Annotated in this window: 13 protein-coding genes and 2 pseudogenes; 12 read left to right on the top strand and 3 right to left on the bottom strand. The window is 33.1% G+C overall.

Annotated features, from left to right (window positions below; translation table 11 throughout):
- Window positions 1–38 precede the first annotated feature (38 nt).
- A complete protein-coding gene (locus LMD38_RS14540; RefSeq protein ID WP_061182754.1) occupies window positions 39–1274 on the top strand; it encodes an MFS transporter in 1236 nt (411 codons plus the stop codon).
- A gap of 232 nt (window positions 1275–1506) precedes the next feature.
- Here the strand turns inward: LMD38_RS14540 and LMD38_RS14535 are convergent, their stop codons facing one another.
- Window positions 1507–1824 carry a YkvA family protein gene (locus LMD38_RS14535; protein ID WP_061182755.1) on the bottom strand — a complete coding sequence of 106 codons (318 nt, stop codon included), beginning with the start codon at window positions 1822–1824 and terminating at the stop codon, window positions 1507–1509.
- A gap of 244 nt (window positions 1825–2068) precedes the next feature.
- Between LMD38_RS14535 and LMD38_RS14530 the strand changes: the two are divergent.
- Window positions 2069–2356: pseudogene (locus LMD38_RS14530) on the top strand (MBL fold metallo-hydrolase); the annotation flags it as partial.
- Here the strand turns inward: LMD38_RS14530 and LMD38_RS14525 are convergent.
- Window positions 2357–2569 (bottom strand): annotated as a pseudogene (locus LMD38_RS14525) (hypothetical protein); the annotation flags it as partial. It lies immediately after the preceding pseudogene.
- A gap of 29 nt (window positions 2570–2598) precedes the next feature.
- Here LMD38_RS14525 and LMD38_RS14520 point away from each other — a divergent pair.
- The 9 genes from LMD38_RS14520 (at window position 2599) to LMD38_RS14480 (ending at window position 12020) form a co-directional block, all read left to right on the top strand.
- The gene (locus LMD38_RS14520) at window positions 2599–2868 is read left to right on the top strand and encodes a hypothetical protein (RefSeq protein ID WP_000054532.1); all 270 of its coding nucleotides are present in this window, start codon (window positions 2599–2601) and stop codon (window positions 2866–2868) included.
- 73 nt (window positions 2869–2941) lie between these two features.
- A complete protein-coding gene (locus LMD38_RS14515) occupies window positions 2942–4294 on the top strand; it encodes a DEAD/DEAH box helicase (RefSeq protein ID WP_016717510.1) in 1353 nt (450 codons plus the stop codon).
- Window positions 4295–4547: 253 nt separating this feature from the next.
- Complete coding sequence (locus tag LMD38_RS14510; RefSeq protein ID WP_016717511.1) at window positions 4548–5183, top strand: TetR/AcrR family transcriptional regulator; 636 nt, start codon at window positions 4548–4550, stop codon at window positions 5181–5183.
- A gap of 61 nt (window positions 5184–5244) precedes the next feature.
- Window positions 5245–6492, top strand: coding sequence for an MFS transporter (locus tag LMD38_RS14505; RefSeq protein WP_116733357.1), 1248 nt, complete (start codon window positions 5245–5247; stop codon window positions 6490–6492).
- A gap of 6 nt (window positions 6493–6498) precedes the next feature.
- Window positions 6499–8838 (top strand): ABC transporter permease, encoded by a 2340-nt coding sequence (locus LMD38_RS14500; protein ID WP_062822448.1) that lies wholly within the window; start codon window positions 6499–6501, stop codon window positions 8836–8838.
- An 11-nt stretch (window positions 8839–8849) separates the two neighbouring features.
- Window positions 8850–9611, top strand: coding sequence for an ABC transporter ATP-binding protein (locus tag LMD38_RS14495; RefSeq protein ID WP_000724598.1), 762 nt, complete (start codon window positions 8850–8852; stop codon window positions 9609–9611).
- Between the two features lie 100 nt (window positions 9612–9711).
- Complete coding sequence (locus LMD38_RS14490; protein WP_061182525.1) at window positions 9712–10422, top strand: class I SAM-dependent methyltransferase; 711 nt, start codon at window positions 9712–9714, stop codon at window positions 10420–10422.
- 119 nt (window positions 10423–10541) lie between these two features.
- The gene (locus LMD38_RS14485) at window positions 10542–10949 is read left to right on the top strand and encodes a VOC family protein (protein WP_000072497.1); all 408 of its coding nucleotides are present in this window, start codon (window positions 10542–10544) and stop codon (window positions 10947–10949) included.
- A gap of 288 nt (window positions 10950–11237) precedes the next feature.
- On the top strand, window positions 11238–12020 hold the full coding sequence (locus LMD38_RS14480; protein ID WP_000381776.1) for a class I SAM-dependent methyltransferase: 783 nt from the start codon (window positions 11238–11240) through the stop codon (window positions 12018–12020).
- A 177-nt stretch (window positions 12021–12197) separates the two neighbouring features.
- Here LMD38_RS14480 and LMD38_RS14475 read toward each other — a convergent pair whose 3' ends face one another.
- Entirely contained in the window at window positions 12198–13883 is a 1686-nt protein-coding gene (locus tag LMD38_RS14475) for an alpha-keto acid decarboxylase family protein (RefSeq protein WP_062822446.1), read from the bottom strand.
- 107 nt (window positions 13884–13990) lie between these two features.
- Between LMD38_RS14475 and LMD38_RS14470 the strand changes: the two genes are divergently transcribed.
- A complete protein-coding gene (locus LMD38_RS14470) occupies window positions 13991–14473 on the top strand; it encodes a MarR family winged helix-turn-helix transcriptional regulator (RefSeq protein ID WP_016717517.1) in 483 nt (160 codons plus the stop codon).
- Window position 14474: the final 1 nt, after the last annotated feature.

The following is a 14474-nucleotide window of genomic DNA, read 5'->3' as shown; positions in this document are numbered from 1 at the left end:
GTTGACAAAGCAACAAAATTTTTAAGGAGAGAAATTAAATGTCTATATTTAGATCACAAAATGAAAGGAAAACTGAAAAAAGCATAGATAAACATGCTTTACTATTCGGACTTATTTCTGTATTTCTTTGTGGTATAGGTTTCAGTATCATCATGCCTGTAGTGCCATTCTTAGTGCAACCTTATATAAATAGTACGGAAGAACAGGCTTTATTTGTTACACTACTGACCTCTGTTTATGCGGTCTGCGTATTTTTTGCTGCTCCTGTACTTGGAGCTTTGAGCGATAAATATGGCCGTCGCCCCTTACTTTTAATATGCCTGTTCGGTTCTGCAATTGGGTACTTAGTTTTTGGAATAGGAGGAGCTTTATGGGTACTATTTGCTGGACGCATAATAGAAGGAATAACAGGCGGGAGCATAAGTACGATCTTCGCATATTTTGCAGACATTATCCCCCCAGAGCAGAGAACGAAATACTTTGGATGGGTGAGTGCAGTTGTAGGTGCGGGGACTATTATTGGACCAACTCTTGGGGGGGTACTTGCAAAGTTTGGTCATTCTGTACCTTTATACTTTGGAGCGCTCATAACTTTATTAAATGTTTTATATGGCATGAAATATATGCCTGAGAGTCTTGATAAAAATAATAGGTTAACAGAGATTACTTTTGTAAGGTTGAATCCTTTTGCACAGCTAGCAAACATACTTTCCATGAAAAATTTAAAATGGTTACTTGTCTCAGCGTTTTTACTATGGATACCTAACGGATCTTTACAAGCAATTTTCACTCAATTTACGATGGATACTTTTAATTGGCAGCCTGCACTAATCGGAATTATGTTTTCAATTATGGGCTTTCAAGACATTATTTCACAAGCTTTTATAATGCCAAAACTTTTGATCAAGCTTAGTGATAAACAAATAGCGATACTTGGAATGGTATCGGAGATTATTGGCTACAGTTTTATTGCAGTGTCTGCTTTGTTTTCCTTATATCCACTTTTAATCGTTGGGATGTTACTGTTTGGTTTTGGTGATTCAATTTTCGGGCCTTCATTCAATGGGATGCTCTCAAAGTCTGTCAGTTCTAGTGAACAAGGAAGGATACAAGGTGGTAGTCAATCTATTCAAGCTTTAGCAAGAATGATTGGTCCAATTATTGGGGGACAAATCTATGTATCACTCGGCCATGCAGCACCTGCTTTTATGGGGATGATTCTTATAGTAGCGGCAATAGTAGTTTTATATAGGGGGACGCATGTAACTGCATAAAAACGAATGATAGGGTGTCGGAACTTAAGAATAAGTGCTGGCACCCTAATTTTCTAAGGGTAAAGAGCTAAGAGAATTTCTGTTGTTTCTGACACGATTTATCCTGTAAAAGTGCAATTCATGCAGGATAATATTTAGTGGCTGCAAAGAGTTTACCTTAATTAAAGATTGGTTGTCGTTGAAACTAGAAAAGTTAGGGTAAATGACTAACTATTTTAAGTCACGCCTGAGCTCAAGTAAATAATGACTCCATTTTTATTTTACTCTTTTCTCGAATTTCAGCGTCGGCATGGCGCATTACAAATTTATGCGCAATAGCAATTGCTAAAACATCATCTAATAAGCCAATCCCAATAATAGCAGCTATATCTGGAATGAAGTCGATTGTTAGCACGTAATAGGATAAAGCGACTAATATGATAAATTTCGCTTTAGTAGGTAGCTCTTTTTTTCTCATTGTGTAGTATAAAATAATACTTTCATATACGCTAGATTTACCGAGATCTGCTGAGCTTTTCTTGAATTTTTTCCAAAGTGTTTGTTTCTCCATATAAACACTCCTTTTACAAAAAATAGATTTTTTAAAAGGATAGACAAAGAAGTGAGGAAATAATCAATTGTATTGGTTTTCTTATTGTATATTTCCATAAAAATAAGGAATTACCTGTTCAAAATAATAGAATGTTGGTTATGTAACGACTCACAGTGTTTTGTTACATAAGTATGTACAGTAAAATGTATGTGGATGATTTATTAATTATTAAACATTAAATAATGGGTATGGGGGAGGAAAAATGAAAATAATAGAACTACCAATTGAATTCGAATTTAATGGACAAAAACAATGTATTTATCCAAGTTTAATTATATTACATAATGAATTAACATTAGTCGATACAGGATATCCAAGTTTTTTACCTTTAATTGAAAATGCAATTTTAAAACATGAATATGAGATGAAAAACTTAAAAAATATAATTATTACTCATTATGATGACGATCATATAGGGGCTTTATATGATTTGAAAGTGAAATATCCTCACGTTAATATTATTGCTAGTGAAATTGAATCCCACTACATTGAAAGTAGGTAGTTCAACTCCATCTGTTACATATGACCTCATTAATTTTTTATCATTTTTCAGTAAAGCTTGTTTAAATTCACTTATCACATTTGTTTGAGCTTTTGCCATAATAATTGAGGTCGATTGAAAATATAGTAAGAAAAATACGCAAAAAATCTTTATGCATGTATTGGTCAATTTCATCACCCTGTAACTATATTTCCATAACATTGAAATATATATGTATAGGAGGGGAGAAAATGAGTTTATTGTTTGATGTAATTGCAGATATCATTTTATTTTACCCTCGAAATGACATGAAATTAAAACATAATATTGCAAAATTAAGTGAATTAGAGTGGTTTCGAAAGCTACACGAAGATACAAAGTATACAAAATTAATTTGGAGTAATAGAAAAATTAAGAAGTTTATTTTGTCTACTACTAATATGGAGGCATTAATTAATTCCGAGAAAAAACAAAAAGAATTTGTCCACCTAGTACACGATGAATATAAAAAAAGAAGATAAGAATTTTTTTATTTTTCATATTTAGCGAAACAAATGGTACAATGAAAGCTAATGTGAAAAATAAGGAAAAGAAGTGGTCTATTTGAAAAACTTTTTAGAATTAGGAATTAGTGAAACGTTTAATCATACATTACGTGAAAATGGAATTACAGAAGCAACACCAATTCAGGAGAAGGCAATTCCTGTTATTATGTCTGGTAAGGATATTATTGGGCAGGCAAAAACAGGCACGGGTAAAACATTAGCATTTGTGTTACCGATTTTAGAAAAAATCGATCCAGAGTGTAGTGATGTTCAGGCTTTAATTGTTGCACCAACAAGGGAACTAGCACTGCAAATTACGAATGAAATTAAAAAAATGCTTGTTCAAAGAGATGATATTAATGTTCTAGCGATTTATGGTGGTCAAGATGTAGCACAGCAATTGAGGAAATTAAAAGGCAATACACATATTGTTGTTGCGACACCAGGACGATTATTAGATCATATACGACGTGAAACAATTGATTTAAGTAATCTTTCAACGATTGTATTAGACGAAGCGGATCAAATGCTTTATTTCGGTTTCTTATATGATATTGAAGATATTTTAGATGAGACACCTGGTAGTAAACAAACGATGTTATTCTCAGCAACGATGCCAAAAGATATTAAAAAATTGGCGAAACGTTATATGGATGAGCCGCAAATGATTCAAATACAAAGTGAAGAAGTAACGGTAAATACAATTGAGCAGCGTGTCATTGAGACGACAGATCGTGCAAAGCCGGATGCACTTCGTTTTGTTATGGATCGTGATCAGCCATTTTTAGCAGTTATTTTCTGTCGTACAAAGGTTAGAGCAAGTAAGCTATATGATGATTTAAAAGGGAGAGGTTATAATTGTGCTGAACTTCATGGTGATATACCTCAAGCGAAACGTGAAAGAGTTATGAAGAGTTTCCGCGAAGCTAAAATTCAGTACTTAATTGCGACTGATGTAGCAGCTCGTGGACTTGATGTAGATGGTGTAACACACGTATTTAACTATGATATCCCTGAAGATGTAGAAAGCTATATTCACCGCATTGGCCGAACAGGACGTGCAGGTGGATCAGGTCTTGCAATTACGTTCGTTGCAGCGAAAGATGAAAAACATTTAGAAGAAATTGAAAAAACGCTTGGTGCACCACTGCAAAGAGAAATAATCGAACAACCGAAGATAAAACATGTTGATGAAAATGGAAAACCGGTACCAAAGCCGGCTCCAAAAAAATCAGATCAATATCGTCAAAGAGATAGCCGTGAAGGTTCAAGAAGTGGTTCTAAAGGTGGCCGAAGAAACGATTCAAGAAATAGTTCGAGAAATGATAGTAACCGATCATTTAATAAGCCAAGTAATAAGAAAAGTAGTGCAAAGCAAGGTCAGCAAAGACGTGGCCGTTAAATAGTTAGTATTCAAAAATAGTCGCAAAGCGTTGCGGCTATTTTTTGCTTCTATGCAACGAAGTCGATATAAGCACAAGAGTGATTGCATAGAAATAATCTTTGAAATTTCATTTACCGTATTAATAAATTTAAAATTCATAAAGGAAATAGAAAGTAAGATGGTGTATATGTACAATAACAGGAAACTTTTTACTAACTAAGCATATAATTTAAATAGACCAACAGTCGGTCTAGCGGGAAGGAGAACTTGAATGCGAATAGTAAAGGAGTATGAGGAGCGTAGAAAAGAAATTTTAGAAACGGCTGAACGCTTGTTTGTTACGAAAGGTTATACGAAAACAACAGTAAATGACATTTTAAAAGAGATAGGGATAGCAAAGGGGACGTTTTATCACTATTTTAAGTCGAAAGAAGAAGTAATGGATGAAATCATTATGAGGATCATTAAAGAAGATGTTGCTAAAGCGAAAGTAATTGTCTCTAATCCCAATATCCCAGTGTTAGAAAAGTTATTTCGAGTTTTAATGGAGCAATCGCCAAAATCAGGGGATGTAAAAGATAAAATGATTGAGCAATTTCATCAACCAAATAATGCGGAAATGCATCAAAAAAGTATAGTGCAATCCATTATTCATTTATCTCCTGTTTTAGCAGAGATTTTAGAACAAGGAATCGATGAAGGTGTATTTTCTACACCATACCCACAAGAAACGATTGAACTATTACTATCCTCCGCGCAAGTCATATTTGATGATGGGTTATTCCAATGGAAACCGGAAGAAATGATGAGAAGAGCGAAAGCTTATATTAAAATGATGGAAGTATCTGTTGGAGCGAAAGAAGGATCCTTTGATTATATGATGGAGGTTTTAATGAAGCAGAAATAATGCTTTTTTGTTTGTTTATTATAGACCGACAGTCGGTCTAAATTAAGGGAAGGGTGTGATTATAATGTCTATTAGTATAAAACCTTCGATGAAAGATTTTTATTTAATGGTGAGTGGACAAATTATTACTATTTTAGGTTCAACACTTTTACGTTTTGCTCTGTCATTATATGTGCTAGATATAACAGGGCGTGCTGATATATTCGCAGGATTATATGCGGTAACGAGTATTCCGTTTTTGCTAGCTCCTCTTGGCGGTGCGATAGCAGATCGTTTCAATCGCCGTAATGTAATGGTTATATTTGATTTTATAAACGCTGCGATTGTATTAAGTTTTATAGTTTTGTTATTTACTGGATCTGTATCTATTTTATCGATTGGAACAATTATGTTTTTACTAGCGATCATTAGTGCAATGTACGCACCGGTAGTAATGGCCAGTATTCCGCAATTAGTTCCAGAGAAAAAGTTAGAACAAGCGAACGGTATCGTAAATGGTGTGCAAGCGTTATCTAATATAGTTGCTCCTGTATTAGGAGGAATATTGTACGGCATAATTGGTTTGAAAATGCTCGTCATAATAAGCTGTCTTGCTTTCTTTTTATCTGCGATTTTAGAAATGTTTATTACAATACCTTTTATAAAGAGAGTGCAAGAAAGTCATATCATACCGACAATTGTAAAGGATATGAAAGAAGGGTTTATATACGTTTTAAAACAGCCATTTATTTTGAAATCTATGCTTCTAGCCGCATTACTAAATTTAATACTGACGCCGCTATTTGTTGTTGGTGCTCCAATTATTATACGAGTCACAATGGAAAGTAGCCACACGTTATATGGAATTGGAATGGGATTGATCGATTTTGCTACTATAATAGGTGCATTATCAATAGGTTTTTTTGCGAAAAAGCTACAGATGAAAACATTGTATTATTGGATGATTTTAATAGCTTTATTAGTAATACCAATGGCACTATCAGTTACACCATTTATTCTTAATTTAGGATACTATCCACCATTTATCCTCTTTATACTTTCTTCTATTCTAATTGCAATGATCATGACAATTGTATCCATCTATGTGATTACTGTAGTTCAAAAGAAAACACCAAATGAAAACTTAGGAAAAGTAATGGCAATTATAACAGCGGTATCCCAATGTATGGCACCGATTGGGCAAGTCGTTTATGGTTTTATGTTTGAAGAATTCAGTATGAAAATTTATTTACCTATATTAGTTATTAGTTTCATAATGTTATTAATAGCGGTTGTGACGAAGAAAATACTATCCAATGAAGGGAACTAGCTTAATATGATTAGGAGAATGTTAAAAAGAGATTTCTCTCAAAATAAAATGATAATTACCATTTTATTTATGTTTATCATGTTATCAAGTCTTTTAATGGCTAGTGCTTCAAGTAACGTTATAAATCTATTGAACTCAATGGAGCAATTGGTTAAAGTATCAAACGCACCGCATTTCGTACAAATGCATGCCGGAGAAGTAAATCAAAAGTCAATTGATTCCTTTGTAGAAAAAACTCCGTTTGTAAAAAAACAACAAACGGCTGAGATGGTCCAAATAAACGGATCTAACATTTTTATAAAGAAGAAAAATGAAGCGGAACATAATAGTGTAATGGACATAAGCTTCGTTAAACAAAATAGTAAGTTTGATTTTTTATTAAATTTAAATAATGAAGTGGTTGATGTTAGGAAAGGGGAAATAGGTGTACCCATTTATTATATGCAAAAATATAATTTGCGTATTGGAGATAAAATATGGGTTGATAAAAATAAGAATGAACTAGAATTTACTATTTCAGCATTTGTTCGTGATGTTCAAATGAATCCATCAATTGTTAGTTCAAAACGATTCGTAATAAGCAATGAAGATTTCAAAAGAATAAAAAGGAATTTTGGAGAAAGCGAATATCTTATTGAATTCCAGCTAACTGATGTAAATAAAATAAATGAATTTGAAAATCTATACGAGTCATCGAACTTACCCCAAAAAGGTCCCTCTATTACGTATTCACTATTTAAAACACTCAATTCATTAACAGATGGAATAATAGCTGCGGTACTTATCATAATAAGTGCATTATTAATGTTAATTGCAATGTTATGTATTAGATTTACGATTACTACTTCGATGGAAGAAGATTATCGGGAAATTGGTGTTATGAAAGCTATTGGCATTACAAGTAAAGATATTCAAAAACTATATGTAACAAAATATGTTGTTATTTCAGCTGGTGGGTGTATATGTGGATATATACTTTCCCTATTTGTTACAAAGATATTCACTTCGAATATCACTCTTTATATGGGGGCAGCAGATAAAAGTATTTTACACAATGTTGTGCCATTCATAATTACAACACTGTTATTTTTAGTCGTTATCTTGTTCTGTCGTATCATTTTACGGAAATTTAGGGGAATTACAGCAATAGATGCTTTACAATCAAGAGATAAAATAGGGAAAAGAAAGATTAGAAACTCTTTTTCACTCAATCGATCTAAATTTAAAAATGTAAATATATTTATTGGTATACAAGATGTTATAAAAAGATTTAAGTTATATCGCGTATTAAGTATCGTATTAATAATAGCTGTGTTTATGATTGTTGTACCTGTTAACTTTTTGTATACGATTCAGTCACCGAAGTTTGTTAATTATATGGGAACAGGAAAAAGTGATATTCGAATAGATTTACAGCAAACTGAAAATATAGAGAAACGATTTAAGGACGTTATATCATATTTACGAAATGATGATGAAGTAGAAAAATATGCAACATTTGTAACGAGTACATTTAAAATGGTAAGCGCTGATGGTACACATGAAAACTTACATGTAGAAGTGGGAGACTTCACTACATTTCCATTAGACTATATGCAAGGTAGGGCACCAAAAAATGAAAATGAAATTGCTCTTTCTTATATGAACACAAATGAATTAAAAAAGAATGTAGGGGATTCTATCGTTTTATTTGTTGATGGGAAAGAGAAAACACTTACGATTAGTGGTATGTATCAAGATGTAACAAATGGCGGGAAAACAGCTAAAGCGAACTTTTCTTATAATAACGAAAACATATTATGGTATGTAGTAAATGTAGATTTAAAGTCTAATGTTGATTTGCAAGAAAAAGTGAAGGAGTATAAACAAAATTTTAGTTCTGCAAAAATAACAGATACGGATGATTATTTAACGCAAACTTTAGGAGAGACAATTAAACAATTAAGACTCGTGACTCAGGTGGCTATTTTGATTGCGATATTGATATCAGTTTTAATTACTGCAATGCTTTTTAAAATGTTATTAGCAAAAGATTCTTCGCAAATTTTAATTATGAAAAATATCGGTTTTTCTAGTAAAGATATTCGTATACAGTATATAACACGTTCTATCGTCATTGTATTATTAGGCATTGTGATAGGGACATGTATAGCTGCTACGTTTGGTGAAATGTTAGTAAGTCGGTTAGGCTCATTTATGGGAGCAGCTCATATAAAGTTTGTCGTAAATCCTATCGTTTCTTATATAATATGCCCAGCGATATTATTTATATGTGTGACTGCACCAACACTTTTCAGTAGTTTTACTATAAAGCACACAAACGATGTAAAGCCAAATGGGGAGTAGGGGTGTAAAACTTGAAAAAAATTGTAGAAGTAAAGCAAGTAAACAAAACATATTCAATAGATGGAAATGCAAATTATCACGTGCTAAAAAATATAGATTTAGAGGTTTATGAGGGAGAATTTGTATCGGTTATGGGGCCTTCTGGTTCTGGGAAATCGACGTTACTATATAATATTAGTGGAATGGATCAAATGTCATCAGGAAGTGTGAAAATTGGTGGTAAAGAAATATCTTGTATGAAAGAAGAAGCGTTAGCCAAGTTGCGCCTTACTGAAATAGGATTTATTTTTCAGCAGAGTAACCTTCTTAGAAACTTGAATCTATTTGATAATATCATTTTGTCAGCATATTTAGCGAAGTGTGAGAGTAAGAAAATAGTAAATAAACGTGCTCTAGCGCTAATGGGGAAAATGGGGATAAGTGATATAGCGTCTCATTATATAACCGAAGCATCTGGAGGGCAATTACAAAGAGTTTCTATTTGTAGAGCGCTCATTAATAATCCAAATATTATTTTTGCTGATGAGCCAACGGGTGCTCTAAATTTAAAATCAACAGAAGAGGTAATGCAAATTTTATTAAATATTAACCGTGATGGAACGACTATTATGTTAGTGACTCATGATGTAAAGGTAGCAGCGAAAACAGAAAGAGTTCTTTTTATGGCGGACGGAGAAATTGTGAGTGAAATACAGTTAGGTAAGCTTAGGAACGATGATTTAAAAGCGCGAGAAGAGAAGTTGTTAAAATGGTTAGCTATACTTGGATTTTAAAAAGAAAAACTCCTATTGAATGTAGGAGTTTTTCTTTTTGTCTGAAAGTTCTAAAAGATGTATAATGATTTTCTGACTATTTAAATTTGGAGGGATACAAGTGAAAAATGAAACGTTGCATAATCAAGAAGATATTATTAAAATGCTTGATTCATTATTAAGACCAGCAGAACCATTTTGGAATGAATTTTATGCGAATAGAGAAAAAGATGTTCCGTTTTTTGAAAACGTTCCAGATGAGAACCTAGTTTCGTATATAAATAAAAATTGGGTTTCAAAAGGAAAAGTACTAGAACTTGGATGTGGTCCGGGTAGAAACGCAATTTATCTAGCAAATGAAGGGTTTGATGTAACGGCAGTGGATTTATCTATAGAAGGCATTAAATGGGCGAAAGAGCGGGCTTTAGCAAAAGGGATAGAAATTGAATTTATTTGTGATTCAATTTTTAATTTAGAGGTCCAAAATGAATTTGATTTTGTATACGATTCGGGTTGTTTACATCATATTCCACCACATAGAAGAATAAATTATGTGGATTTAATTAAAAACTCATTGAAATCAGGTGGTTATTTCGGATTAACATGTTTTGCGGCAGGCGATTTAGATGAGCGAAATGGCTCAGAAATAACAGATTGGGACGTATATAGAGGATGGAGTCTGCAAGGTGGTCTGGCTTATTCGGAAGAGAAATTAAGAGAGGTATTTAAGGGATTTGAAGTGATTGAAATTAGAAAAATGAAGCAAATTGAACAACCGAATATTATGTTTGGAGAATCATTTCTTTGGACAGCATTATTTAAGAAGAAATAAGGAAGTAGATAATTGACAAACTCATCGTTTTTATAGACAATACACTTACGGGAAAATACGTTCGGTTTTGCTGGCCGATGTATATTTTGCATAAATACATAACAAGGGGTTGTCTCTGTATGAGTAACACAAATCAAAAAATCACTACATTTTTAATGTTTGAAGGCAAAGCTGAAGAAGCGATGAATTTTTACACATCACTATTTGATCAATCAGAAATTGTAAGTATCTCTCGCTACGATGAAAATGGACCTGGTAAAGAGGGTACTGTAATTCAGGCAACATTTACGTTACACGGGCAAGAATTCATGTGCATAGATAGTTATGTAAATCATAATTTTACATTTACACCAGCTATGTCTCTTTATGTAACTTGTAATACGGAAGAAGAAATTGAAACGGCTTTTAATAAACTAGCGGAGGATGGAGCAGTACTTATGCCTTTAGGTGCCTATCCGTTTAGTAAAAAATTTGGTTGGTTAAATGATAAGTATGGTGTGTCTTGGCAGTTAACGCTTGCGGAATAAATTGTAATTGATTTGTTTAATGAGTGTAGTTAAGAGGTTAAAAATTTAAATAACAAATAAAAAGGTGTTCCAACCATCAACAGGTTTGGAATGCCTTTTTATTTGTTTAAACGAATTTGTATTTTTCCTATTTAGAATATTTTGTTTTTATTGCTGATTTTTATCTGTTAATATAAATATAGAAAAATATGTATTAATTATTGGTTACGTTAATAGAAAAAGGAAAGCTTTTATAGTAAATGATCTTACATTTAAAATATAATAAGATAGCTAGGGGGAATAGTTATAATGGATACAACTCAACAAAACAGTAATGCATGGGATAAAAAGGTTGAAGAAGGTTCTAGATATACACAACCTGTAAGTCGCGAGGTTATTGAAAGAAGTAAATCAGGTGAATGGGAAATCACAGTTACCACAGAAAAATCAGTTCCTAGAGAGTGGTTTCCAAAATCATTAGATGGATTAAAGATACTTTGCTTAGCGTCAGGTGGAGGGCAACAAGCACCTGTTCTAGCTGCTGCTGGAGCAGATGTAACAGTTACTGATATATCAAGGAAGCAGTTGGAACAAGATAAAAAGGTAGCAGAACGGGACGGGTTAACTTTAAAAACAGTTCAAGGGGATATGTCAGACCTTAGTGATTTTGAAGATGAATATTTTGATATTGTCGTAAATCCCGTTTCTAATTTGTTTGTAAAAGATGTTAACCTTGTATGGAATGAGATATCAAGGGTACTAAAGAATAGAGGAATTCTTATTTCAGGATTTACAAATCCGTTACTATGGATTTTTGATGACAATCAAGAGCAAAAGGGTATACTTGATGTTAAACATTCTATACCTTCATCAACACTAGACTACTTACCAGAGGATGAAGTTCAAGATTATGTAAATTCCAATCAAACAATAGAATATGCACATACTCTTGAAGACCAAATTCAAGGTCAAATTGAAGCTGGTTTAGTTATAAGTGGTTTTTATGAGGATGATTTTGGTGGAACTAGAATATTAGATAAGCATATTAAAACTTTTATTGCCACAAAAGCTATAAAGTTAAAGATGGATTAAAAATTATTACTTGTTATACCGGGATTAGTTGAAGAATGGTCTTCAAAATAGGGAAAGTTCAATATATGTCAAAAAGGATGGCAATGGCCATCCTTTTTCTTGTGTATTTTGAGTATATAAACAAATTTTACAACTCTCAGCTGAACCTGTTATTATTTTTTGCTACACGTTGCCTTATTAAGAATTTTGCATGCCGAATCTTTTCCCAAGTTTAGCTAACAATTCAGGCTGATCCCCTTGGCTCATTACAACTTCAATAAAGATAAGTTGATTGTTATTTACAGTTATATTCGTTAAAACTTCTGCTAACTCTGTTTCATTTTCCACTTTCCATGTTAGACTTTTTTCTTCTGTTCCGAATACGTTCGCTAGTTTTGTGTAATCCCACATTTGTATGTCATTATACGTTTCATTTTGACCGTGAATTGCACGTTCAACAGTGTATCCATTGTTATTAATTAAAAATATAATCGGTTTTAAATTTTGCCGAAGTATAGTTGATAACTCTTGAACAGTTAATTGGAAAGAACCATCACCAATAATTAAAATGTTACGCCGCGATAAATTAGCGAGCTGTGTACCAAGTAGAGCAGGTAATGTATAACCAATTGATCCCCATAATGGTTGTGCTACATAAGTGGTGTTATTTGGTAAAGGGATAGTGGCACTACCGAAGAAAGGCGTTCCTTGCTCTGCAATTAAAACATCGTTTTCTTGTAAGAAATGATATATTTGTTGCCAAAATCGTTTTTGTGTAATCATTTGTGCTTTTGGATTGAACTCTTCTGTTATAGGTAGTGATTCTGAAATAAACGGCTTAATTTCAAGTGTGTCTTCTTTGCGATGTTCGATTAAATCATTTAATTGTTTTAAAACATCTTTCATTACAACGGGTCCATATTTTTTATCCATAATTTTCACAGTATAGGGATGGATTTCTATTACTTGCTCTTTTTTAAATCCTTGTGTAAAGCCACCGGTAATAGTATCAGTTAATTTCACGCCAATACTAATAATACAGTCAGATTCATCAATTCTTTTTCGTAAGTATGAAGGACTAACGTCACCAGTATAAATTCCTATAAATTGGGGGTGTTTTTCAGGGAATATTCCTTTCCCCATACTTAATGTCGCGATAGGAAATCCAGTTTTTTCTACGAATTGATGCAAATATTCTTCAGCATGAAAACGAGCCACTTCAAAATCAGCTAAAATAACAGGTTTTCTGGCACTGTTTATTTTCGAAGTTGCATGTAAAAGCATTTTATCCAGCGCATCTTTATTACTTACAACTGGTTTATGTAAAATGGATTCCGTAGGTTTATTAATTGGTTTATTATACACATCAATCGGTAATTGAATATGAACAGGGCGTTTCTCACTCCAACATGCACGTAACACACGATCAATTTCCTCAGCAGCATGTTCGGGGGTTAAATTTGTTTGCGCTACAGTAATTTCTCGATACATATTGGAAAAGTGATCGAACTTTCCATCACCTAACGTATGATGAACGAGTGCTCCATTCTCCATTACTGTTGTAGGTGGTGTCCCCGTGATTTTTATAACAGGTACATTTTCTGCGTATGAGCCAGCAACACCGTTAATGGCGCTTAATTCTCCAACACCGAAAGTGGTAATAAGAGCAGCGATTCCTTTTATACGAGCATATCCATCAGCAGCATATGCTGCATTTAATTCATTACAATTGCCAACCCACTCTAACTTTTCATGTGCTACTACATCATCTAAAAAAGCCAAATTATAATCACCAGGGACACCAAAAATATGCTCAATTCCTAATTCGCTTAGTCTGTCTAATAAATATGTACTTACAGTATATTGCGTTTTCAAATGAATCATCTCCTAATTGTGCAATGAATATTTCAATAGACGAAAGAAGTTCAAATGCGTTCATTAAAATATTGATTACTGGATTGTGGTATAATTTACATACAGGGGGAAAGTAGATGACACAACATAAAGAAGAACAGATGAATGAAGCATTAGCATTATTTTACTTTGCATATAAAACATTTACTGAAAAGCCAGATGAAATTATAAAAGAGTATGGCATACAACGAGTACACCACCGAATTTTATTTTTTATCGCACGCTTTCCAGGTCTAAGCGTAAATGAGTTATTATCACTGTTAGAAATAAGTAAACAGGCTCTACACGGACCATTACGACAACTTGTGGAAAAGGGTTTAATTGAGAGTAATGAAGCTACACATGACCGTCGTGTGAAACAGTTATCTTTAACAGAAAAAGGTACCGAATTAGAGAAAAAATTGAGCGATGTACAAAGGCAACAAATGGGTACTATTTTTTCAAAATTTGGTGAATCGTGTGAAGAAAATTGGCATCAAGTTATGAATGAAATGGCAAATAGCCGATCAGGTTTTGATGCTTGGATGTCGAAGCGAGAAGTTGTAATCGATCAAAAATAAT

Origin of the sequence: Bacillus pacificus (assembly GCF_020861345.1) — a bacterium.
GTDB lineage: Bacteria > Bacillota > Bacilli > Bacillales > Bacillaceae_G > Bacillus_A > Bacillus_A pacificus.
Note: the sequence above shows the minus strand (reverse complement) of the source record. Positions and strands in the feature narration are given on the sequence as shown.